Origin of the sequence: Paenibacillus oryzisoli (genome assembly GCF_001653565.1) — a bacterium.
Taxonomy (GTDB): domain Bacteria; phylum Bacillota; class Bacilli; order Paenibacillales; family NBRC-103111; genus Paenibacillus_E; species Paenibacillus_E oryzisoli.
On sequence record NZ_LYPB01000082.1, the window covers coordinates 19352 to 42032 of the forward strand.

The 22681-nt window shown below is 47.5% G+C and carries 20 protein-coding genes and 2 riboswitches; of the genes, 10 read left to right on the forward strand and 10 right to left on the reverse strand.

All coding sequences use genetic code 11. From position 1 onward, the window contains the following. Nucleotides 1–336: 336 nt before the first annotated feature. Nucleotides 337–1164 (reverse strand): polyamine aminopropyltransferase, encoded by an 828-nt coding sequence (gene speE / locus A8708_RS24830; protein WP_057311106.1) that lies wholly within the window; start codon nucleotides 1162–1164, stop codon nucleotides 337–339. A 285-nt stretch (nucleotides 1165–1449) separates the two neighbouring features. On the opposite strand from speE, the gene A8708_RS24835 reads away from it, so the two are divergent. Next, on the forward strand, nucleotides 1450–3570 hold the full coding sequence (locus tag A8708_RS24835) for a transglycosylase domain-containing protein (RefSeq protein WP_068668095.1): 2121 nt from the start codon (nucleotides 1450–1452) through the stop codon (nucleotides 3568–3570). 172 nt (nucleotides 3571–3742) lie between these two features. Here the strand turns inward: A8708_RS24835 and A8708_RS24840 are convergent, their stop codons facing one another. Further along, on the reverse strand, nucleotides 3743–4234 hold the full coding sequence (locus tag A8708_RS24840) for a YwhD family protein (RefSeq protein WP_068668006.1): 492 nt from the start codon (nucleotides 4232–4234) through the stop codon (nucleotides 3743–3745). 194 nt (nucleotides 4235–4428) lie between these two features. Between A8708_RS24840 and A8708_RS24845 the strand changes: the two genes are divergently transcribed. From A8708_RS24845 to sugE, 5 genes are all read left to right on the forward strand, one after another. Beyond that, entirely contained in the window at nucleotides 4429–6423 is a 1995-nt protein-coding gene (locus A8708_RS24845) for a M1 family metallopeptidase (RefSeq protein WP_068668096.1), read from the forward strand. 45 nt (nucleotides 6424–6468) lie between these two features. Next, a complete protein-coding gene (locus A8708_RS24850) occupies nucleotides 6469–7287 on the forward strand; it encodes a hypothetical protein (protein ID WP_082927780.1) in 819 nt (272 codons plus the stop codon). 167 nt (nucleotides 7288–7454) lie between these two features. Next, nucleotides 7455–7593, forward strand: a riboswitch (cyclic di-AMP (ydaO/yuaA leader). A gap of 3 nt (nucleotides 7594–7596) precedes the next feature. Continuing rightward, entirely contained in the window at nucleotides 7597–8067 is a 471-nt protein-coding gene (locus A8708_RS24855) for a C40 family peptidase (RefSeq protein WP_068668007.1), read from the forward strand. Between the two features lie 232 nt (nucleotides 8068–8299). After that, nucleotides 8300–8911, forward strand: coding sequence for an MSMEG_1061 family FMN-dependent PPOX-type flavoprotein (locus tag A8708_RS24860; protein ID WP_068668008.1), 612 nt, complete (start codon nucleotides 8300–8302; stop codon nucleotides 8909–8911). Nucleotides 8912–8981: 70 nt separating this feature from the next. After that, nucleotides 8982–9084: riboswitch (guanidine-I (ykkC/yxkD leader) on the forward strand. A gap of 87 nt (nucleotides 9085–9171) precedes the next feature. Then, nucleotides 9172–9492, forward strand: coding sequence for a quaternary ammonium compound efflux SMR transporter SugE (gene sugE / locus A8708_RS24865; RefSeq protein WP_068668009.1), 321 nt, complete (start codon nucleotides 9172–9174; stop codon nucleotides 9490–9492). A 22-nt stretch (nucleotides 9493–9514) separates the two neighbouring features. Here sugE and A8708_RS24870 read toward each other — a convergent pair whose 3' ends face one another. From A8708_RS24870 to A8708_RS24890, 5 genes are all read right to left on the reverse strand, one after another. Continuing rightward, on the reverse strand, nucleotides 9515–9964 hold the full coding sequence (locus A8708_RS24870; RefSeq protein ID WP_068668010.1) for a YdeI/OmpD-associated family protein: 450 nt from the start codon (nucleotides 9962–9964) through the stop codon (nucleotides 9515–9517). A gap of 46 nt (nucleotides 9965–10010) precedes the next feature. Then, nucleotides 10011–10904, reverse strand: coding sequence for a methyltransferase domain-containing protein (locus A8708_RS24875; protein ID WP_167355928.1), 894 nt, complete (start codon nucleotides 10902–10904; stop codon nucleotides 10011–10013). An 816-nt stretch (nucleotides 10905–11720) separates the two neighbouring features. Then, nucleotides 11721–12677: an ABC transporter permease subunit gene (locus A8708_RS24880; protein ID WP_068668011.1), complete on the reverse strand. Its 957-nt coding sequence runs from the start codon at nucleotides 12675–12677 to the stop codon at nucleotides 11721–11723. Further along, nucleotides 12674–13750, reverse strand: coding sequence for an ABC transporter permease subunit (locus tag A8708_RS24885; RefSeq protein WP_068668012.1), 1077 nt, complete (start codon nucleotides 13748–13750; stop codon nucleotides 12674–12676). Before A8708_RS24885 ends, A8708_RS24880 begins: the two co-directional genes overlap by 4 nt. 629 nt (nucleotides 13751–14379) lie before the next feature. Then, on the reverse strand, nucleotides 14380–16095 hold the full coding sequence (locus A8708_RS24890) for an ABC transporter ATP-binding protein (protein ID WP_068668013.1): 1716 nt from the start codon (nucleotides 16093–16095) through the stop codon (nucleotides 14380–14382). 174 nt (nucleotides 16096–16269) lie between these two features. Between A8708_RS24890 and A8708_RS24895 the strand changes: the two genes are divergently transcribed. Continuing rightward, nucleotides 16270–17073 (forward strand): lipase family protein, encoded by an 804-nt coding sequence (locus tag A8708_RS24895; protein WP_068668014.1) that lies wholly within the window; start codon nucleotides 16270–16272, stop codon nucleotides 17071–17073. A 399-nt stretch (nucleotides 17074–17472) separates the two neighbouring features. On the opposite strand, the gene cysK is transcribed toward A8708_RS24895, so the two are convergent. Then, nucleotides 17473–18411, reverse strand: a complete 939-nt coding sequence (gene cysK, locus A8708_RS24905; protein ID WP_068668016.1) for a cysteine synthase A — start codon at nucleotides 18409–18411, stop codon at nucleotides 17473–17475. A 438-nt stretch (nucleotides 18412–18849) separates the two neighbouring features. Between cysK and A8708_RS24910 the strand changes: the two genes are divergently transcribed. The 3 genes from A8708_RS24910 to A8708_RS24920 all read left to right on the forward strand — a co-directional run bounded on the left by A8708_RS24910 (nucleotide 18850) and on the right by A8708_RS24920 (nucleotide 20932). Continuing rightward, nucleotides 18850–19608 carry an exodeoxyribonuclease III gene (locus A8708_RS24910; RefSeq protein WP_068668017.1) on the forward strand — a complete coding sequence of 253 codons (759 nt, stop codon included), beginning with the start codon at nucleotides 18850–18852 and terminating at the stop codon, nucleotides 19606–19608. 138 nt (nucleotides 19609–19746) lie between these two features. Next, complete coding sequence (locus A8708_RS24915; RefSeq protein ID WP_157265027.1) at nucleotides 19747–20412, forward strand: DUF2306 domain-containing protein; 666 nt, start codon at nucleotides 19747–19749, stop codon at nucleotides 20410–20412. A 7-nt stretch (nucleotides 20413–20419) separates the two neighbouring features. Continuing rightward, nucleotides 20420–20932 (forward strand): hypothetical protein, encoded by a 513-nt coding sequence (locus tag A8708_RS24920; protein ID WP_068668018.1) that lies wholly within the window; start codon nucleotides 20420–20422, stop codon nucleotides 20930–20932. Here the strand turns inward: A8708_RS24920 and A8708_RS24925 are convergent. Together A8708_RS24925 and A8708_RS24930 are read right to left on the reverse strand one after the other, a co-directional pair. Beyond that, complete coding sequence (locus A8708_RS24925) at nucleotides 20924–21328, reverse strand: VOC family protein (protein ID WP_068668020.1); 405 nt, start codon at nucleotides 21326–21328, stop codon at nucleotides 20924–20926. The genes A8708_RS24920 and A8708_RS24925 overlap by 9 nt on opposite strands. A gap of 85 nt (nucleotides 21329–21413) precedes the next feature. Next, entirely contained in the window at nucleotides 21414–22640 is a 1227-nt protein-coding gene (locus A8708_RS24930; protein ID WP_068668022.1) for a redoxin domain-containing protein, read from the reverse strand. Between the last annotated feature and the right edge of the window lie 41 nt (nucleotides 22641–22681).

Sequence of the window (22681 nt, forward strand, 5' to 3'; positions counted from 1 at the left end):
GGGTTGGGTTGGGTTGGGTTGGGTTGGGTTGGGTTGGGTTGGGTTGGGTTGGGTTGGGCTTTTGCGTTCGCCGTTTGAGTTTGCTCTTTTGCGTTTACCTTTTGCGTTCACCTTTGGGGTTACCACTTGTGTTCCTTTGGGGCTTGCTGTTTGCGTTTGCTGTTGGGGTTACCACTCGGGGTTGCCTTTTGCGTTCACCTTTAGGAGTTACCACTTGGGTTTACCTTTTGGGTTTGCCTTTTGGGTTCGGTTTAGATATGAGCAGCTTCGCTTGCCAAAAATAAAAAAGGGAGCCGACAAAGCGACTCCCTCCGTTCAAATACTGCGATAAACAGCTTATTTAATCAAATCTTCGACAAATTTAGGCAATACGAACGCTGCTTTGTGCAAGCGTGGTGTGTAGTATTTCGTTGGGAATTCAGGGATTGCTGATTCTTCTACTTGAAGCGGATCGTGCTTTTTGCTGCCCATGGTGAATGTCCACAGACCGCTTGGGTATGTAGGGATATTCGCACTGTATACACGAACGATCGGGAAAATTTCTTTCACGTCGCGATTTACCGTTTGGATCAAATCGGCTTTGAACCATGGGTTGTCCGTTTGAGCAACGAAGATTCCGTCTTCTTTTAATGCATCGAAGATCCCTTGGTAGAAACCTTTGGAGAACAGCTCAACAGCTGGGCCTACAGGCTCAGTGGAATCAACCATGATGACATCGTACGTATTTTTGTGATCATGAATGTGCATGTAGCCATCGTTAACGATAACTTCAACGCGTGGGTTATCCAATTCGCCAGCGATTGTTGGCAGGTATTTCTTGGAGTACTCGATAACTTTGCCATCGATATCAACAAGAACGGCTTTTTTCACTTTCGGGTGCTTCATGATTTCACGAATAACGCCGCCGTCTCCGCCGCCCACAACAAGTACGTACTCTGGGTTCGGGTGCGTAACAAGCGCTGGATGAGCAACCATTTCGTGATAGACGAACTCGTCTTTCACCGTTGTCATTACCATGCCGTCAAGTGTTAGCATCGTGCCCCACTCTTCGGTTTCGATCATGGAAAGATCTTGGAAATCCGTTTGTTCTCTTACATAAGTTTCAGTCACTTTTGCTGTGATACCGAAGCTATCCGTTTGTTTCTCTGTGTACCATAATTCCATAAGTAACCCTTCTTTCGCTTCTCTATTTGGATGAATAATTCCTGACATTGGTTATCTCTAACAGTGTTCCACCAGCTGGAAAAGTCATACGAGTTAGGGTGCTAATTTCCAGTCCCTTGACACGCCCAAATTGTATTATAGTTCATTACCCCCAAAATGCAATATTTTCCTCGATCTTTTAACCAATTAACAAAAAATATTTACAATTCATTGAATACGGACTGCCATGCTTTTCCATACTGGTTAATAGCGCCTTTGGGCAAGGAGAAGGGAGGCATGGGAAGCATGTCCGAGAATGAGAATGAGAATACGAATGAGAAGACTCGCCAACAAACGCCAGAAACACAATCTGCCAGACGAAAAGATGATATTCCTGCTTCTATGCGGTGGATGAGACGGATCAAGAAGACCTTCTCTTTCTTCTTCACCTGCAGCTTGCTATTGCTCATCGGGACCACCGTCTTTCTCGTTTATTTGCGTGCTCAAACCCTGCCTGTCACCAAAACGATGCAAACCTCTCAGATGTATGATGTACATGGCGAGGTAATTGATACCTTTTATTCAGGGCAAAATCGGCAGGTCGTTTCATTAAAGGACATCTCACCTTACTTAATACATGCAACGCTTGCTGTGGAGGACCAGAATTTCTACGATCATTTCGGTGTGGATGTTAAAGCGGTAGCACGCGCAGCCATTGTGAATGTTCAAGCGATGGCGAAGGTGCAAGGAGCAGGTACCATCACGCAACAGTTAGCACGTAATTTATATTTAACCCATGATCGTACATGGACGCGCAAATTCAAGGAAACCGTGTATGCCATTCAAATGGAAATGCAGCTTAGCAAGGATGATATTCTCGCCGATTACCTAAATCAAATCTATTATGGGCATTCGACCTATGGCATTGAGACTGCGTCTGAACTTTTTTTCGGCAAACATGCCAGTGAATTGACATTGGCCGAAAGCGCTATGATCGCCGGGGTGCCGAAAGGACCGCGTTACTATTCCCCTTATTATGATTTGCAGAATGCGATGGATCGGCAAAAAGTCGTTCTCCAGACGATGGTGAACAGTGGCTTTATTACCCAAAGTGCCGCTGACGCAGCAGGCAAGGAAAAGCTGACGATTCTGCCTTTAACGAAAAAGAAGCCTTCCGCTGCCCCTTATTTCAGGGATTATGTCCGTAATCTAGCGACGGAAAAGCTCGGTATTACGGAAGAACAGTTCGATGAAGGCGGCATACGCATCTATACGACGCTGGATAAGAATGCCCAACATATTGCGGAGAATGTCATTACTAAGCAGCTCGAAGGTAAGCCCGATCTGCAGGCCGCACTTGTTGCGGTAGATCCGCGCACGGGTGAGATTAAAGCCATGGTTGGCGGTCGCGACTATGCGGAAAATCAGTTCAACCGCGTCCTGTCGAATACACGACAGCCAGGGTCATCCTTTAAACCTTTCGTGTACATGGTTGCACTTATGAATGGCTTCACCCCAGTCTCTATGGTGAAGAGTGAACCGACGGTATTTACCTACGATGAAGGTCGTCAGCAATATACGCCAAGAAATTTCAACGATCAGTATACAAATGCGAATATGGATATGCGTCAAGCAATTTCGAAATCAGATAACATTTATGCGGTGCATACGATTCTTGAAGTGGGGCCACAGAAGGTTATAGACTTCGCGCGTAAACTCGGTGTTGCTTCACCAATGAAGCCACTGCCTTCGTTAGCGCTAGGCTCTTTCCCTGTGAGTCCACTGGAGATGGCTTCGGCCTTTGCCTCTATTGCGAATCAGGGGGTGCACCATGAAACGACCGCTATTCTGCGAATCGAGGATGCGAATGGGCGTCTCTTATATGAAGCAACTCCCGTAGAGGAGCAAGTGATACCACCTGCAGTTGCGTATGTGATGACCAATTTAATGGAGAGTGTATTCGAAGAGGGTGGAACAGGTAACCGTGTAGCTGGTACGATTAAACGACCAATTGCTGGCAAAACAGGTACCACTGATACAGATGCGTGGCTCGTCGGATTTACGCCTGAGCTCTCCACTGCAGTCTGGGTCGGCTATGACAAAAGCCGTAATATCACTACGGTAGAATCACATCTCGCTTCACCGATCTTTGCGGATTTTACCGAACAGACCTTGGATGCGATTCCGCCCAAGCTGTTCCCGATCCCTGAAGGGGTATCGACGGTTTATATTGACCCTGTGAGCGGCAAATTGTCGAATGAGGACTGTCCGAATGCTAAAATGGAGGCTTTCCTTGTTGGAACTGAACCTACAACCTATTGTACGGGGAAACCTGCTAATCCAGATACGGCAGGCGGCCAAAAAGCCGGCCCTAAAGGCGATAACGGCTCATGGTGGAACGATCTGAAACGTTGGTGGAACGACTAACTTGCCACTACATGAAAACACAAAAAGGCAGTACTAAGCGCGTCTTAGTCCTGCCTTTTTGCTGTCCTAGTATATGAGGTAACATACACTAGGGTCTAGTATACCCGCTTCGACAATGCGGAACAATGGATGACACATAATGTTCACATTCTAGATAATCCCCGCCTAAAGCTTAGGAGAGTGCATCCTTGAGGCTTCCATCCGAGCGATTCCACCAGTCTTCGTTGTGCGCAATCAAGCAGTTTCGAAGGGCTGACCGCTCACTGTCAGACAAGCCTTCTAGGATGAATTTGCGTTTCATCGCGCCGTCCATTTTATTGACATGCTCCGCAAGAATCTTCCATCCGCGGCGCGCTTCGGTATCGATTAGCATTTCACAAGCAGACATCCCTGCATAGTAAGCGCCCTCTTCTGTACGATCAACCGCTACCCAGACGATCCATGCCTTCCGACCATTCGGAACATCTTCCTTGTTCGTGGAGAATTTGATCCCTTTTTCAATCTTACTCTTAGCATGCAGAGTTCCTTCATCCAGATACGCTTCATCCCCATCAATTATGATACCGGAGACGTTACTAAGATCAATGGCTCCTGCACCGAAGCCTTTGTGATTCACTTTCGAACTTACTATATTTAAGGCCAGCTTCTTCTTATCCGCTTCCATTAGGGCACCTTCCACTCTACATTAGGTTAAAATGACGACATGCTTTCATTGTAGCGAAAGTCACTCAGTAGAACAAGTGGCGGCAGGCTCCCATGAACATTTCATATATTTCTTTCTCCTCGCAGAAATATTCCCTAGGTTGTCTACATATACATGCTGTAGATGCTTGTTTAGGCGGGGTGAATCTCATGGATATGAATGCTCTATTCAATAGCCGCAAGGTACAGTGGTTTGCTGTCATGCTCCTTGCTGCCGGCGCAGTGTTAATAACGAACACCTTGCTCCCCTCCACACCAAGAGGGACTGTTCCTGTCGTCTCTAAAGATGTTCCCTATGTTCAGACACCGGACATGCAGCCTGTAGATAATGGCAAACCGTTAGAAACTTCAACACCACTTAGTTACCGTATTGCCGAATATCACATGAATGTTGCCTACACACCAGAAACGAGACAACTCCAAGGTCAACAAACACTCACATGGGAAAATCCTGGCTCAGTTCCTGTACAAGAAATGTATCTTCACCTCTATCCGAATGCATTCGCCTCGAAGAAAACGACATTCATGCGCGAATCTGGCGGAAAGTTGCGAGAAGACGAAGCGAAAGAAGAGAGTACTGGCAGTATGGAGCTGCTCTCAGTGAAATCAGATGCGGGTGATGATCTCTCCAAACGAATGTCATTCGTTCAGCCAGATGACGGCAATAAAGATGACCACACGCTTCTCAAAATACCGTTAACCAAGCCTGTTGGACCTGGGGAAAGTGTAACGATCAGAACTGAATTTCTCGTTAAGCTGCCTGCAGCTTTTGCCAGAATGGGATATGTCGGTGACTTCGTAATGGCTGGTCAATGGTTCCCGAAGGTTGCCGCCTATGAACGCAAGGGAACTAGGGGACGAGCTGAGCCTGGCTGGAATCTCCACCAATACCACGGAAACTCCGAGTTTTACGCCGATTTCGGCATGTACGATGTGAAAATCCAAGTGCCTGCGAATTATACGGTGGCAGCTACAGGATTTCCTGTTAAACCTGCTGTGACGGACAAGGGCACGAAGACATACCAATTCTATGCCGAGGACGTGCATGACTTTGCTTGGTCCGCTTCTCCTCATTTCGTTTATGTGGAAGAGCCCTTCTCTACGCCACAAATTCCAGGTGTCAAAATCAAATTGTATCTGGATCCCAATCATCAAGACTTGAAGGATCGTTACATGTATGCGGCCAAAAAAGCACTATCCCGCTATAGTCAATGGTACGGAACGTATCCTTATTCTACCCTTTCCATCGTCGTCCCCCCTCCTGGTGGGAATGGCGCTGGCGGCATGGAATATCCAACTTTAGTCACCGCATGGGGTGCCAGCGACAAAGATCCAGACTTAGAACTAGAACGCGTCGTCGTCCATGAGATCGGCCACCAGTTCTTCTATGGACTTGTTGCCAGCAACGAATTCGAAGAAGCATGGCTAGATGAAGGCTTCACGTCATATGCAGAGGATAAAGTCATGGAAGCCGAATACGGGGAAGTACCTAATCTGCCTGTTGAATCCAGTTATATCACTTCACCAAATGGACTTCAGAAAGAAGCATGGGCGTACACAGGCCATGACCAATATGCCGAAAATGTGTACACGCGCGGTAAGCTCGTGCTCAAAGCCATTGAGGCGCAAGTCGGTATCAAGACGATGGATCGCATCATGAAATCTTACTTCCAGAAGTGGCAGTTCAAGCATCCGTCTACAAAGGATTTCCAACAGGTCGTGGAGGAGATTACTAAAACAGACTGGGGCGACTTCTTTAACCAATATGTCTACGGCAATCTGATGATGGATTATTCCGTCGAGAGCGTTCACGTCCAGCCACAGGGCACCAAAGGTTCAGAGACCTACGAAAGCACGATCCGCATCGTGAAAATGGGGGGTAACTCACCAGAAGTGCCGATTCAATTCCACTTCACTGATGGCACAACGCTAGATAAGACATGGGATGGCAAGGAAGGTAGTATCGAATTTAAATTAACCCATGCCTCCCCTGTCGACTGGGTGCGCATTGATCCTAAGTACACACTTATTCTTGAAAATAAGCACATCAACAATTTTTATCAAACACAATTAAATCCGAAGTGGCAAATTCGCTGGAATCTCGGCATTGTTCAATTCCTACAAGCCATATTTGGCTCAGTTGCCTGGTGAGGACTTGGCTTACGTCTTATAACACACACTGAGGAGGGACCCTCGTTGGCCACCTATATCAAATCAGGCTTTAGGGCAGCAATGGCGCAGCCCTTTGCCACGATCATTTTGTTCCTATATCAGATGGGCTGGGGTGTTCTCCTGTATAAACTCGTGCAGGGAATACTCATCCCTCTCATGCATCGGTTCCCTGGCGCTGAGCAGCCCAAGCAAGCATTGCAGATTTTCCTAGCGGAAAGCCAGTTCCAGTTAATCAAAACAGACCTCAGCCATTCCTATTTATGGTGGTTAGCCGCCCTCATGTGTGTTCGTATGGTATTGACGCCTCTCTTCAATGGCGGTGTTTATTATTCACTTACCCATTCTCACCAGAATGCTGGCTATCGTTTCTTTCGCGGGATGAAGGAGCTCATGCTCCCTTTCCTGCTCGTGTATCTGATCCGCATGGCGCTTACGCTGATTCCACTCATTTGGCTTATTCCCAAAGCTGCTTATTTGCTAGGGCATAGCGGCTCCTATGAGCAGATCATAATGAAACTTCTTCCTTGGATACTTGGTTTACTGCTTTACGGTTTTCTCTTGCAACTTCTATTTATGTATGTGCAATTCGCTATTGCAGCCAAGTTAGGGATCCTATCAACCCTCTTCTCTTTCTTTCGATATTCGCTGCCGATTGTCGGACTTGCCATTATCCTGTTACTGTTCACAGGACTTTTGGCAGGGGTCACAGTTACAGCTACATACCTATGGGCAGGATTGGTGGCCCTTATTATTTATCAACTCTACCCACTCTTTCACATATTCGTCCAAATTTGGGGTATATCTTCCCAATATCAGCTACTTTCAGCCAAAATATCCAATTAATTCAGGTAAAAAAAACTAAAAAAACGCGCGTTATCCCCTTCTCATCGAGAATGGGGATTTTTTTGTCTATTTTCCGAACAATTAGACTATTTTTTCGCCTATTATTTACCCGTAAAAGAGGATTTTCAAACATTATGACGAAATAAAAATACTAGCATCAAAAAACCAAATATTTCATGCCGAATTCCTCAGTTTTTGGGGAAACGGGGGAACCACTCCGGGTGAATTGATCTTGCAAGACAGGGATCATAGGGAACCTTCAACCGAACCCTCCAGCTAACCTCGTAGGCACCGGAAGGAGACAAGCAGTTGAAGAAAGTTGTTGGTCTTATTTTTAGTCTTGTTTTGTTTTTGAGCGTAAGTGTAGGAAGCGTTTTCGCTGCATCCGATATGGACAAGGCGGTAAACGATCTTGTTGGGACTCCTTACAAATGGGCAGGAACGACACTCAAAGGATTCGATTGCTCTGGGTTCACATCCTACTTGTTTGACGAGTTCGGCATCGATCTTCCACACAGCTCCAAATCACAAAACAGTGAAGGCTACTGGGTTGACAAAAGTGATCTTCGTAAGGGCGATCTTGTATTTTTCAACACAGATGGCAGCGGTATCTCTCACGTAGGGATGTACCTCGGTAATGGTGAATTCGTTCACTCCGCTACCAATCAAGGTGTTGTTAAGAATAAGTTGAGCGAATCCTATTATGCGAAGCGGTACGTATCAGCCAGACGAGTTCTATGGGATGATATCTACAATCAACTAACTGCTGAATCCAAGTAATATTCTCGGTACAGAATGAAGCCCTGCAAGCTCTGCTCGTAAGAGCGACTTGCAGGGCTTCATTCATTGGAACGAGGCTATCAACGTATACTAGGATATAAGTAGATAACCGGATACGTCCTCTTTCGAAGACGAGAGCTCTCGGAGGAATACAGCCAATTTATGATGTTCCGCATTTAAATTCTGATATTTTGAATAAGGGCCTTCTGGCCTTTAGAAAGGAAAAGAACGCATGGATAACACACAAGACAGTACGTCACCCCCATTTCCTGGCATCGTTCGTTCCATTGATGAAATTAGAGCAATAATTGGAGAGCCTCATCCTGCCGTACAAAATAAAGTAATCAATCAAATTGATGACCACGCCCAAGCGTTCATCGCCAAGTCACCATTATTCTTCTTATCCACTTCGGGTGCGAATGGATTATGTGATGTTTCTCCTCGCGGCGATAGCCCTGGCTTCGTTCGCGTTCTCGATAATCACCGCTTCGTTTATCCGGAAAGACTCGGAAACCGCCGAATCGATTCGATGTATAATCTACTGGCCAATCCACAGGTTGGCCTCATCTTCGTCATCCCTGGGGTTGAGACCGTGCTCCGCGTCAACGGGCGCGCTTGGCTGACGAAAGATGAGGAACTCCTTGCGACTATGCAGCTTAATGGAAAATCACCTGTCGCCGCTGTAGGCGTCGAGGTGCAGGAATGCTTCGTGCACTGCAGTCGCGCTCTTAAGTTGTCCAAAATTTGGGATGCCACCTCGTGGGTACCCGAACAAGAACACCCTGATACGACGGCTATGTTCCGTGCGCATTTGGCATTGAACAACATAGCGCTAGAGGAATAGGGATAAGCTAAGTACGCAGCAGACAAAATGTGTAACTTGACATCGCATGTTAGCGAGCCTATAATAACGGCATGTCGTTTTCTAGGGTTCCGCGGCGTCTCAACGTCGGCTGGTCCAAGGGAAAACACACAGCAAATATGCTGTGGTCACGGAGGGAGAAAAGCCCGGGAGTCTATCGCATTCGTGCGATATTCCCGGGCTTTTCTCTGTTTTTTTGTGACACTGATATCGGTAGATCCCCTCATAAAGGAGTGTTCAGTATGGCATGGTTATTTCTAGCTATTGCAGGTGTATTTGAGGTCGTATGGGCAATCTCATTAAAATTCTCCAATGGATTCACACGACTTGTCCCATCGATTGTTACGATTCTAGGCATGATCGTTAGCTTCTATTTCTTAGCTGTAGCAACGAAAACTCTTCCCATTGGAACGGCCTATGCGGCATGGACCGGCATTGGAGCAGTCGGCGCAATTATCATTGGTACGCTATTTCTCGATGAACCGATCAGTTTGACTCGGATTTTATTTATGGTTTTAATTCTGGTCGGTGTGCTCGGACTGAAATTCACATCAGGGCACTAAGCGTTGAGGAAATAATGTACCGCTAAGTACTGCTCATCTGCGTAACAACATTGGCAATCCGGCGTAGGCGTGTCTCTGGTGTCTTCGCGTCCTCGACTTGGCGGACGAATTCTTTGCGCTTGGAGAAAGCGAGAGCCTCGAATCGTTGTACGGCGCCCTCCACTTCAGATAACGCTGAGTGTAAGTCGGCTGGGACTTCCACTGTTCGAGGAACAAGGTCCAAAGCCAGCGTTACCTCAACAGGGTCATCCGCCTTCAAACCGGAAGCTTGTCTATGGGCTTCACTGAGCGGGATAAGGTATTCACCGCCCATGACCGCGATGGTTGTTCGATATGTGTAACCGTTCAGGGTCACGGATACGCTCGGCTTTTTGCCTCCTGCTAACGTCGTCATAACCTCTTCGGGGATGGAAATCCCCGTGGCATTTTTATTATGGGCTTTCATCACCGTCGTATGGAACGTAACACTCATGGGTATGGCCTCCTTTATTTACGTCAAATAGGGTACCGATAATCGGCTACTTGATTGTATAGCACACATACCAGAAGCTGTCTCCCACAAAGATGCGCAAATGCTGCGACATGGGTCGGAAAATATCACGCAACTCTTCGTAGCTATAATAATTCTTCAGTATTTCATGCTTGGATCCATCGGCTAATTCGCGTCTTTTGTAGGTGTCTTCGCTATCTTCAAGAGTGATAAGCTCACCGCCCCTGCCAGGCACATACACATTATCTGCGATAAACACCTGCGCCCCGCTGCCCAACCGTTCATGGAAACCTTGCAAAAAGCCCTCGATTCGATTCCGCGGGATATGCGAAAACCAGAAGTTCGCCAGTCCGAAGTCGAATACTCCTTGTATCTGGGAGAGCTCATAGGCATCTCCTTCCTTGAAGGACGCATTCCCCCTCGGCCATGTCTTCGACTCCGCGATACGCAGCACCTCTGGGCGAATGTCTACGCCAACCAGATTTGTCGCCGTTTCTGCGGCAATGTGCGTCCAGTAGCCCGTGCCGCAGGCAATTTCCAGCACACGGCGTCCCTCTACCTGCCCCTTCAGAATACCAGACAGAAGCGCCAATTCTTGCTGATACTCCGTATCCTCCCGGTGATACATCCGCTCATACTCCTCTGCCCGTGCGCCGTAGTAGGCTTGCATGTTCAGCTTCTCTTGATCAAGAAGCGCCTGCTTCTCTTTCACTTCGTGTAGAATACGATGTCTCGCTGACAGCAGATCCGCAAAAATCGCGCCACCCTGTGCAGCATAGTTAGCAAGCAGCCCCTGCGTTGCCATGACGATCAGCTGAGTCATCGATAACCCCGTATCATCCGCCATCTGTTCTAACTCAGATTTCACTTTCTCAGGCAAATAAACCGAGAGTCGTTTCGTTTTGTCTTGTTTATCCTCCATGGTTAGTTCGCCTCCTTTAACAGTATTATAACATATAATATATACCATAATAACATTTATTATAATCTAAATATGATGACATCTCGATGATCGCTCTCTATTCCAGCGCTAGATCAGCACTTGAGTAAGGGTGGTTCCTTAGTAGTATTTTGTGGCTTAGGAGGGAGGTTGGTGATGGGCGGGTATTGGCTGGCTGGGAAGGGAGGTTGGTGATGGGCGGGTATTTGTGACTTGGGAGGTATGAAAGATGGAGCTCGGTAATTGTGACTTGGGAGGGAGGAGTGGTGTGTAAAAGTAGCTATATTTGAGGGACTTCCACAATAATAGATGGAAAAACTCCAGTTAAATTGCCCTGATTTGGCCCCTTTTGAAGAATAGCTTGAAAATGTACAGTTAATTATTTCTATTTCAAGCATTTCAGGCAGATGAGTAAGAAATAACAACATAAAATCCATCTATTTGTAAATTCAGTCCATTTTGATCGTAAATAGCTGTAGGTTTTCCAGTTAATCATGAGGAGCCGCCTCTTTGCGCGTTAAATTGAGAAATCTTGTAGCCATCAACGTGAAACAGTACCAGCCTACCGATATGACAGCCACCGTGCGCAGGTGGCGTCCGTGTGGAGCCGTCCTGTACGTGGGTACCCAACAGAAAGCATCGTTAGGGAGGTACCTGCCGCGCAGGCACCTTGCGGGAAGTCCCCTCACGTTAGGTCGTAATCGGAGAGTTACAGTCGCACGAGTTCCTCCACTCCGACTTCCTACAAGGCCAACAAAAAAGCCGAGCTCCACCCTTTTAGATGGACACTCGACTCTCCTACATCAGCTGGCGATCTTCGCCATAGCGGCGCTTGAGCTGATTCAAGAAAAATTGCAGTGAAAGGAATAATAAAGCAAAGCTTGTGCCCGCACTCAGTATGATCCAAGGGTGTAGACGTATATAACGTGCACCGTAGGCGATCAGTGACAGCCACTCCCCCGAGGTGCTGATGGTGATTTGGAAGCCGGCTTCCTCGTCGCCGATCGTCTCTGTTCCACCAAGCACGATATTGAATACGGCTAGCTGCCCCAGTAAGAACAGCACCTGCATGAACTCGCTTAAGAAAGTGAACATCATTTCATTCCGCATCGAAGGGAAGATATGTCGGTGCGTCCGATGCCAGAACGAACCGCCCATGAGACGGGAGGCTTCTATGAACATTTTGCCACTATAAAAGCGTGTCCGATCTGCAATCTGATGAGCCAGCGGGAATATGCCAATCAGAGTGATTAAGACAATGAAGGTGATGCTGAACAGCAGCTTATTGTGCGGATCTGCTTTAGCTCCAAGATCGAGCCTTAGCCCATAATACATCCCCGCAAGCGGCGGATAGAGGAAAATAAAAGCCGGCACCGCGGCAACCGCCCATTGTAAGGAACGGAGAAGGCCACGCCCTCTGCTCGTCATCCCGCTCCATAAACCCCAGGGCAAGGCCACGGCAAAACGAAGCAAGGTCAGACCAAGCGCCGTGCCTAATGTGTATTTTAACCCATTTAATAATAAGCTGAGCATGTCGAATCCACGGTGATCGGTTCCAAGTAAGAAGGTACTATTGGGTGCGTATGGCGGGATGGCATATCTGGTTTTGCCGTCCTCTTGGTACTGAATCATGTTGATTTTATCCTCTGGCGAGATGCCATGCGGCTTCAACCAGGACCCGAACACCATCACCAGCAGGAATAGCGCCAAGATCGCGATGGATATATAAAAAGCGGTAGAAGGACGTTTTCTCATGGCCTCGCCGCCTCCTCCGCACGTACCACGAACCGTTTTCGCAGCAGCGCATACAGGATATGAAAAGCCATGGCTACTACGCCCAGCACCACACAGATAGCGGACATGGAAGTAATCCCCTGATAGATCGGAAGAATGATGAAACCACCTAAGCCACCAATGCCACAAATCGCCTCGGCAACGGCCATACTGGCAAGAGCTAATGTCGTTGCTCTTGGCAAAATAGCCAACACATCCTCGAGCACATTCCGGAGCACATGCGAGACGAGCACTTCGCGTCGCGTCAGTCCTTTGGCTAGTGCAGTAACAACGTAATCTTGCCCCAATTCCCGTGCAATCGCGACGCGAAGCGTTCCATAGATCGTCACCGACGGAATCAATGCAATCGTCAGAAAAGGAATAAGGAATGGTGTTCTTTCACCAACTTGAACGATTAGCAGCACATAGTGTCCGAGGATCTTCGTTGCGTAAATCGCCGCCAATTGAATGAGCACGATCAAGAAAAAGTCGGGTAATCCAACAAGCAGCGCATGAATACCATCCAGCACAGCGCCAACACGTCTTGATATGGAAGCCCACAAGGCAACCAGTATACTGAGTAGGATCGCTAGCAGCAAGCCTGGGATGAAATAGGTGCAGGTTTTGAGCAGCATTGTGGGAATGGCTGTCGTCATCGGCACTTCCTTGCGGGTATAAGGATCCCGGTATTTGCCAAAGTCGCCATGCAAGAACCCTTTCAGTTGATCCTGCACGGTGTAGCCATAATAGCGCCACGAGATAATAGGCTTCTCTAGTGGAACGACCGCGGATCGCAGCACACCTTTGATCGTCATGGCCGTGCCTTGGTACTCCCAGAACTTGCCGTAAGGGACTTCTAATAGTCCACCTTTCTCATTTAAGATCTTGCTGCCGGGCAGCATCTCACTTAGCTTCTGCATGCTAATACTGGCATTGACTGTTACTTTGATCTGATCAGGCTGGACGGATAAGAACATCTGCCGAATATTACTCAGCAAAAAGATACCGATCAACGTAATCGCGCCCAGCAATAGCCATCGTCCTATTGACTTCAAACCGTGCCACCTCTTTTATAATTTACCTTAGGTAAATAATCGTTGTATGGTCCTAGTTTAGCACGAAGGATTTGGGCAGGACTAGTCTATTCTGTTGTAAAAGATTATCTCACCATCCGACCTTTGGGCCAAATCTCTTCCTGGGACGTAGAATCCAGCGATGTGGAAACTTGCAGCCTAAAAGGCACGCAGGAAACAGGGGAAATAGGCTCTCTCAAAAGTTGAATCATAGACTGCCGAATATATATGGAGGCTTATTAGCATACAACTTGGTAAATTTTCACGGAAATGATTGATTTCACTGGTAAGCATCACCCTTTACACAGATAGTCACATGCAATTCCAAAATAGAGGTTTGCCATAACGTTATTTGTCCCACTCTACCGTTCTACTGATAAATAACGTTATGAAATAGTGCTATTCGGACCAAATGAAGCGAAATTCGGCTGTTTGGGATGAATTACGCTATGTTGTAACGCTATTCTTCGAAGTTCTTCATTTTACGAGGGAATAAGGTGTTTCCATAACGTTTTTTTGGGGGAACGAGCCCCTGCGCCATGCCATGGGACGAAACCGTTGCAAACAAAAAAGCCTTCGCCTCCCCAAACAAACAGGGAGGCGAAAGCTTCTTAAGAACTAAACTGCGCCTGATGCAGCCTGCTGTAGACACCTCCGACGGCGATGAGTTCCTCATGCGCGCCTTGCTCGGTGATGCCGTCTTCGGTCACAACGACGATGCGGTCCGCGTTCTTGATCGTCGCGAGTCGATGCGCAATGACGAGCGTCGTGCGGCCCTTCGACAGCTCCGCCAAGGACTGCTGGATCGCCGCTTCGGTCTCGGTATCCAGCGCCGATGTCGCCTCATCTAAGATGAGAATCGGCGGATTCTTCAAGAACATGCGCGCGATCGCGAGGCGCTGCTTCTGACCGCCGGAGAGCTTGACGCCGCGCTCTCCGATCACCGTATCCAGTCCCTTCGGCTGGGACTGGATATAACCCTGCAGCTGCGCGCGCTGCGCAGCGTCCCAGATCTCCGCATCCGTCGCGCCTAGCTTGCCGTACGCAATGTTCTCCCGCATGGTGCCGGAGAACAGGAAAACATCCTGCTGCACGATGCCGATTTGGCGGCGCAGCGACTCTAGCTCGATTTGACGAACATCGAGCCCATCAATCGTAATGCTGCCTTCGCTAACATCGTAGAAGCGCGGCAGCAAGGAGCAGATGGTCGTTTTGCCTGCGCCAGAAGGACCTACAAACGCAACCGTCTCCCCTGCACGAATGGAGAGGGTTATGTTGTTCAATACGCGATCCCCTTCCCCGTACCCGAAGGAGACGTTATCAAACTTGATCTGACCATCCAAGTGGTCTACCTTCCGAGCATTCGGAGTATTATCCACTTCCGGCTCAGTATCAATGACTTCTACATAGCGTTTGAAGCCCGCGATCCCTTTCGGATAGCTCTCAATGACGTTATTGATTTTCTGAATCGGGCCTAAGAATACGTTCGTTAATAGAACAAAAGCAATGAACTCGCCATAAGTAATCTGCTTATCGATAACAAACCACGTTCCACAGATAAGGACGAATACCGTCACGGAGCGCATTAAGATGTAACTTAATGAAATGTTCCACGCCATGATTTTATAGGAAGCCAACTTCGTCAATCGGAATCGGCCATTGTTCACCTCGAACAATTTCTTCTCATGGGCTTCATTCGCGAACGCTTGTACCACACGAATACCACCGATGTTATCTTCGACTCGCGCATTAATATCCGCTAGATCGCCCATCATGCGACGGAAAGTTTTGGTCATTTTCTGATTAAAGAATACCGCAATCCACAACAGGAATGGTACTATAACAAACGTTAGCAGTGCCAGCTTCACATTAATCTGTAGCATCAACAGAAGTGCGCCAATGAGCGTCATGACTGCAATAAATAAATCCTCTGGACCATGATGCGCAACCTCGCCAATTTCAAGCAAATCATTCGACATCCGCGACATGAGCTGCCCGGTCTTGTTATTGTCGTAGAACCGGAAGCTCAGCTTCTGCAGATGGTGGAACATTTTCTTCCGCATATCGGTTTCAATGTTAATCCCCAACATGTGACCCCAATAGGTAACGACAAAGTTCAGCAATGTATTCAGCGCATAGACAGCCAACAATCCTACGCACGCCCAAATGATCCAGCCCCAATTCCCTGCAGGAAGCAATTTATCGACAACCTGATTGACCGCTAGCGGGAACCCTAGTTCCAGTAACCCAGCCACCACCGCACAAGTGAAATCCAAAATAAATAAGTGCTTATAGGGCCGATAGTACGAAAAAAACCTTCTTAACATGCGTCTATTCCACCTTTCCTCTCATTGACAACCAACCTGGCTTCGCTCTTGTACTGGTTGCAACATGCCTATTATACCTGAAATCCTCCACAAATAGGCAGTTGTCGGAGGACATGTATCCAATATTTTCATATCAATAGGTATATCTGATCCTGGCTGTGGAGGCATGTCATCATGTTCAACAACTCTATGGATACGCGAACTGCCCTTCGCCTCGCAGCGATGTGCGGTCAAAGCTATACCCAATTGGCACAAGGAACCGAAAGCGTTATTTTACCCGCTGCCTATCGGATCGTGACCCCATTCACGGCGAATTCCGCTTTTGGAGGGCGTGAGCTATTTGGCTTTATTACAGAATCCGACAGTCAAATTGTGATTGTATTTCGAGGCACATCCACCACATCGGACTGGATTTCGGATGCCATTGCCAGACAGACCGATTACCCTTATGCCAAAGATGGCGGTCTCGTGCACCAGGGGTTTCTGGATATTTACCAATCCGCTCGCAAGCAAATTGTAACGGCCATGAGTAAACTATCCCCACAGAAACAACTCTACCTCACAGGTCACAGCCTTGGCGGCTCACTTGCTACCCTATGTGCGGCAGATTTGGCAACGAACACCAAGTTTAGAGACCCTTCTGTCTACACATTCGGTTCACCCCGAGTCGGCAACACAACATTCGCAGGTCAATTTAATCGCAAAACAGGTCCCCACTATCGCGTGTATAATCGCAATGATATGGTGCCTTCACTGCCGCCTCTTGTCTATAAATCACCTCGTACAGGTGACCTCTATCACTATATTCATGTTAAAAAAGCCGTTGAGCTCGACTTTCCAACCGGTTCATTCGCTGGTAATCATGCCGTTAGCAGCTATTTCACAGAGCTTGCCAAGCTCGATCCGAAGTATGCAAAGCTCCTCTGCGCCAAGACACCGGGCTTCTGCCCCGAAATAAACGGCTACTCCGTCCCATAAGGACGGGAGCGTTTATCCAGAAATATAAGACACTTTAGAAAGTGAAACTTATAAAGTCTTATATTTGAATTGAAAGAGACTACGGGAAGGTCCCCATAGTCTCTTTTTCCATCTATATATACGAATCAATGCTGAGTTGGGGCCTCTGCGGCATTCTCTTTCACAGCTTAATCCCTTCAGGAATTTTCACACTGAAAAACCAGTTTGCAAACATATATTCAACCTCAGCATTATGACGAAGCATATAACCGATGGAAGCTGAACCTAATTCAAGGGTCAAATCAGCTTCAGGGAGCTTTTGGACTGTTTTATGGAATTCCGTTGGATTTCAGCACGCAAAAAACCGTGAAAGGTGCGATTTCACTACCTTTCACGGTCTATTCGGCTGTGTGAGTATGATTATTCGAGCTCTGCAAACAACGCCGATGACAAATATCGCTCCCCTGTATCCGGCAGGATGACGACGATCGTCTTCCCTTTATTCTCAGGTCGCTTCGCCAGTTGAACGGCAGCGAAAGCTGCAGCTCCAGAGGAAATACCAACGAGAAGCCCTTCGCTTTTGGCCAATTGGCGCGCCGTTTCCATTGCCTCTTCATTGCTAACCGTGAGGATTTCATCCACGATGGCCCGGTTGAAGTTCTCCGGCACGAAACCTGCGCCAATGCCTTGAATCTGGTGTACACCTCGCGTGCCACCGGACAACACAGGGGAATCCGCAGGCTCAACAGCCACAATTTGAACATCAGAATGCCGCTGTTTCAGAATCTCTCCTACCCCTGTAATGGTGCCTCCTGAACCTACGCCTGCTACAAAAATATCAACCTTCCCGCCCGTATCTCGCCAAATTTCTTCGGCGGTGGTCGTGCGATGAACCTCCGGGTTGGCTGGATTGCTGAACTGTTGAGGGATATAAGCATTAGGCAGCCCAGCAGCCAATTCCTTCGCCTTGCGAATAGCCCCCTGCATACCTTCTGAAGCAGGTGTGAGGACAAGTTCTGCACCTAGGGCTCTTACAATTTTGCGACGCTCTTCACTGAATGAATCCGGTAAAATAATGATCAATCGATAACCCAAGGCTGCTGCTGCAAAAGCCAGACCGATGCCCGTATTTCCACTTGTCGGCTCGATAATGACAGTATCCTTATTGATTCTCCCCTTCCGTTCTGCTTCCTTCAGCATGGCATAACCGATGCGATCTTTCACGCTACCCGCCGGATTGAAATACTCTAACTTCGCGATAATTCGCGCATCAAGCCCTTGCCGTTTATTGAAATTCCAGAGTTCCAGCAGCGGTGTATTGCCGACGAGTTCTGTTAAATTATTATATATTTTGGTCATGGGGGACCTCGCTTTCATGGGGTAGTATTAAACCGATACGTTTAGTAGGATATATAAAGTATAGCATCTGCTTCAAGAGAAATTAAATCAATAATCCTGATGAAGTCGTATGGGTTTTTCTTATATTGGGGAATTGGGGGATCTGATTGACAGGCCGTTGCGTCTTCCTGCGTACCTGATGATGGAGATGTTACCCGCACTAGCAGGACAAAGGAAAAGTCTAACTGTATAAACTACAGCTAATTTTCGTGATCTCTCGGAAAAAGTGAGTTTAGATGGTTCGACCACCGCCATGCATCGGCGACATCGCGCCCAGGATTCGAGTGCGGCGATATACAGCACCCAATGCGTGAAGATTAGAAGAGAACTCTGGCGCGAAGATATGGTAAACTAATTTCTAGATGTAAACTATCATTAATAGAGCAAGGAGTAGCAACTATGAAACTAGTATCTTGGAATGTGAATGGCTTGAGAGCCTGTGTGAATAAAGGGTTTACGGATTATTTCAAAGAAGTGGATGCAGATCTATTCTGTTTGCAGGAAACGAAGTTGCAGGAGGGGCAAATCGACCTCGATCTGGGTGAAGGTTATAAGCAGTATTGGAACTATGCAGAGAAAAAAGGGTACTCCGGCACAGCCGTTTTCTCCAAAGTGGAACCACTTTCTGTCCGATACGGTATAGAAGAAGATTCCGAGCCTGAAGGTCGCATTCTGACCTTGGAATTCGAGAAATTCTATCTCGTAACTGTATATACGCCGAATGCCAAGCGCGATTTATCCAGACTGCCCTATCGATTAGAGTGGGAAGATCGGTTTCGCGATTATTTAGTCGGGTTGGATGCGATCAAGCCTGTGTTGGTTTGCGGTGATTTGAATGTGGCCCATCATGAAATCGACTTGAAAAACGCCAAAGGCAATCATAACAATTCCGGCTTCACCCTCGAAGAACGTGGCAAAATGACGGATTTATTAGCCGCAGGCTTTCTCGATACGTTCCGACACCTATATCCGGAGAGAACTGACGTGTACTCGTGGTGGTCCAATATGCCTGGCGTTCGTGCTCGGAATGTCGGCTGGCGCATTGACTATTTCCTCGCATCTGTGCGCTTAGCACCTAACATCACGGAGGCATCGATCGCCTGTGATATTCTAGGGAGCGATCACTGTCCGGTAGTTTTGGAGCTAGACTTGGCGTAAACGTGATAGCAGGGTGCCTGAAACCAATCCCCGACTTAAGGAGGAGCTCCCGATCCGACCTCGGTCGCTTCTGGAAATAACCCCCTGAGTGGTAAGATCGAATCAATAAGAATTTCGATAAGCTGTGAGGGATGCGAAGTGAAGAGAAACCGAAGAAGAAGACGGAATTGGTTGTTTGGTATTCTAGCTTTCCTAGCCGTCGGGATCGCGGTATATGCCTTGTTACTCTACGGAAACCCCGACGATATCCAAGATCAAGGCTTTGTTACCGCGAAAGGTACCATGCCTGATCTATGGTATACCGTGCTATGGTTTCACGCTGTTTCAGGTGGGATTGGGCTCGGCATCGGCTGGCTGCAATTCATCAAGAGGATTCGGCTCCGAGCGCCGAATGTCCATCGCGCATTTGGCTATGTATATGCAACGATGATTGGGATAGCAGGTGTGACAGGTCTCTACATGGCCTATTATACGAGCGGTGGCTTGAGTGCTCAGCTTGGCTTTGGGGCACTTTCGCTCATGTGGTTGTACACACTGTATCAAAGTCTCAAGAGCATCATCGCTGATCGCAACCCGCGCGCGCATGGTCAATGGATGTTGCGAAACTACGCATTGTCCTGCGCAGCGATCTCTCTCCGCATCATGATACCGCTAGCTGCCGTGTTCTGGGGGCTTACAGATACCAACGATACGTTCGGCGTCATCGCTTGGATCTGTTGGCTGCCAAATTTACTCCTTGCAGAGATGATCATTCGCACTGGGATTCACAATTATAATAGAAGTAAAGGAGCGATGTTGCATTAAAGTAAACATGAGCCACGATACTCTTCCGCTTATAGAAGACACTGCACTTATAACGGCTTGTTTCCAACCGATTATCCTCGCCTATAAAGAGATTCAAACCCGAGGCGAGGATTTCACCTCCGGTTTATTTCAAGAGCTTACCCCAGGCCAACAAGCCTTGTTCGCCTTCAACGTCTATCACACCCATGTTATTAAATCACAAGCTGACTTCTATTGGTGGAGCGCTTATTTCCTCGCTCAGCCAGCGAGATGGGCAGGTTTGTATCGCGCGCTGCGCTTTTTCGAGGACCGCGCCACGCTTCCGCTCGTCGAGCAGATAGAGTCGCTCCTTCGGCAGCGAAACCACCCGGGAAATATTACTACCTTCGATATATCTACAACAGATCTTGAGCAAGACGCCGAACTGATGTCGGATGTCAGACCGCTCTATGCAGCTTTATTAGAAGCTTCGGAGATCACTCTACGTGGCATTGCTGCCTACATTCGAAACCACACCGAGGCTTTTGTGGACTTACACTGATTCAGGATTAACAGCAAACAAGGAATGGATATTCCCATCCGGATCGGCAAAAAAGGCCGTTACATGTCCCCAAGACTTAACTACTGGCTCCATAATCGCTGTAGCTCCTTTGGCAACGTACTCCTGATAAAGAGCATTCAATTCTTCCGGTGAATCACATTGAAAATTGAACTCGAAAGATTGTCCTTTGCGCTCTTCTAGAAACGAAGGATGATCTTTCGTATTATCCGCCATAAGTGGCGTCGAGCAAATGGCTAGACGAACACCGCTATTATTAAATTCGACATAATCCGCTTCTTCCACCACGATATGAAATCCAAGCACATCCTGATAAAAACGGGCCAACCGTGCAACATCCTTCGATAACATCGTGATACCTTCTAATTGAATTCTCATCGTGCAATCCCACCAGTTCTCGTCTATTTCCTAAAATTGTAACACGCACAACCGGATGGGATCAAGTGTTCTTATCGCAATAATTCTACTCAGCCAACAGCCCCTTAATGACAGTTCTCATCTGATCCTCCGTTAATGTCCCTACTCGATTATAGGCGACTCGACCCTGCTTATCGACAAAGATGGAAACTGGAATCGAGCGGAGTTTGTACGCTTGCGTGACCTTCTTATCAGGATCGAGCACGACTCGGAAGGAATACGGATGTTCTTTCAGATATGCCGTTACCTTATCATGGCTTTCTCCGACATCAACCGCCAGCAAGACGAGATTTTCATCTTTGTAGTCGTGATAAACCTTCTCCATATCCGGCATTTCTTTGATACACCATTTACACCAAGTTGCCCAAAAGTTGATATACACGTTCTTGCCCTTCAGATCGCTTAACGTCACCCGCTCGCCGTGTAAATCCGTTACCGTGAAGTCAATTGCACTCTCTCGTTCCTGCGCGTTAAGCACTAACGCATTGGGTGTTGTAGTCTCCTCTGTACTTTCCGGATTTGGTGACGCCGGCTGCAAGCTGGAGGATTCCACTTCTGCTTGTTCACTAATGCTATATGAGCTCGTTATAAAGGAAAGTGACTGATTCATCATTTCCATTCGATTCGTGAAAACGAGAAGACCCATAAAGATCATAATGACACCGCTGATGATGGAAAAGATGGGCAGATATTTGGCTACCTTTTTCAACAATCGGGATATATGTTCGACTAAAAAGGCCGAAAGCACAAAAGGAACCGCCATACCAAGCGAGTAAGCCGTGAGCAGAAGGACGCCCTTCTGGATGGTTTCCATACTGCCCGCATAGATGAGGATCGTAGATAGCATGGGGCCGATACAAGGTGTCCATCCTATTGCGAAGGCCATGCCGACTAGGAACGGACCTGTTTTTCTCACAGATGGGCCGCTAGTTAGGAGCCTCTTTTCGGAATACAACAGTTTGATCTTAAATATCCCTGTCATATGAAGCCCAAATAGAATGATAATCACGCCGCCAATGTGTCTGAAGATCGATAAGTTGGATGTGAATATTTTACTAATTGAGCTTACGGAAATCCCTAGCCCTATGAACACAAGAGAGAAACCCAATATAAAAAACAAAGATTTATAGACGACATGACTCCTGCCTTTGTTTGTAACCAAATCAGGCAGAGATGAGCCTACGATATAGCTGAAATACACAGGAATGAGCGGAAGAACGCAAGGGGATATGAACGAAAGCAGCCCCGCTGAAAATGCCAAGATGAAATCCAAAACGCCTCTCCTCCCATGATCTTGTTCACCCTAATGGGCAA

What these genes read in the sequence shown, in the direction of transcription:
- speE (WP_057311106.1), bottom strand. Translation starts at nt 1,164, where the DNA reads ATGGAATTATGGTACACAGAGAAACAAACGGATAGCTTCGGTATCACA.
- A8708_RS24835 (WP_068668095.1), top strand. Translation starts at nt 1,450, where the DNA reads ATGTCCGAGAATGAGAATGAGAATACGAATGAGAAGACTCGCCAACAA.
- A8708_RS24840 (WP_068668006.1), bottom strand. Translation starts at nt 4,234, where the DNA reads ATGGAAGCGGATAAGAAGAAGCTGGCCTTAAATATAGTAAGTTCGAAA.
- A8708_RS24845 (WP_068668096.1), top strand. Translation starts at nt 4,429, where the DNA reads ATGAATGCTCTATTCAATAGCCGCAAGGTACAGTGGTTTGCTGTCATG.
- A8708_RS24860 (WP_068668008.1), top strand. Translation starts at nt 8,300, where the DNA reads ATGGATAACACACAAGACAGTACGTCACCCCCATTTCCTGGCATCGTT.
- sugE (WP_068668009.1), top strand. Translation starts at nt 9,172, where the DNA reads ATGGCATGGTTATTTCTAGCTATTGCAGGTGTATTTGAGGTCGTATGG.
- A8708_RS24870 (WP_068668010.1), bottom strand. Translation starts at nt 9,964, where the DNA reads ATGAGTGTTACGTTCCATACGACGGTGATGAAAGCCCATAATAAAAAT.
- A8708_RS24875 (WP_167355928.1), bottom strand. Translation starts at nt 10,904, where the DNA reads ATGGAGGATAAACAAGACAAAACGAAACGACTCTCGGTTTATTTGCCT.
- A8708_RS24880 (WP_068668011.1), bottom strand. Translation starts at nt 12,677, where the DNA reads ATGAGAAAACGTCCTTCTACCGCTTTTTATATATCCATCGCGATCTTG.
- A8708_RS24890 (WP_068668013.1), bottom strand. Translation starts at nt 16,095, where the DNA reads ATGTTAAGAAGGTTTTTTTCGTACTATCGGCCCTATAAGCACTTATTT.
- A8708_RS24895 (WP_068668014.1), top strand. Translation starts at nt 16,270, where the DNA reads ATGTTCAACAACTCTATGGATACGCGAACTGCCCTTCGCCTCGCAGCG.
- cysK (WP_068668016.1), bottom strand. Translation starts at nt 18,411, where the DNA reads ATGACCAAAATATATAATAATTTAACAGAACTCGTCGGCAATACACCG.
- A8708_RS24910 (WP_068668017.1), top strand. Translation starts at nt 18,850, where the DNA reads ATGAAACTAGTATCTTGGAATGTGAATGGCTTGAGAGCCTGTGTGAAT.
- A8708_RS24920 (WP_068668018.1), top strand. Translation starts at nt 20,420, where the DNA reads ATGAGCCACGATACTCTTCCGCTTATAGAAGACACTGCACTTATAACG.
- A8708_RS24925 (WP_068668020.1), bottom strand. Translation starts at nt 21,328, where the DNA reads ATGAGAATTCAATTAGAAGGTATCACGATGTTATCGAAGGATGTTGCA.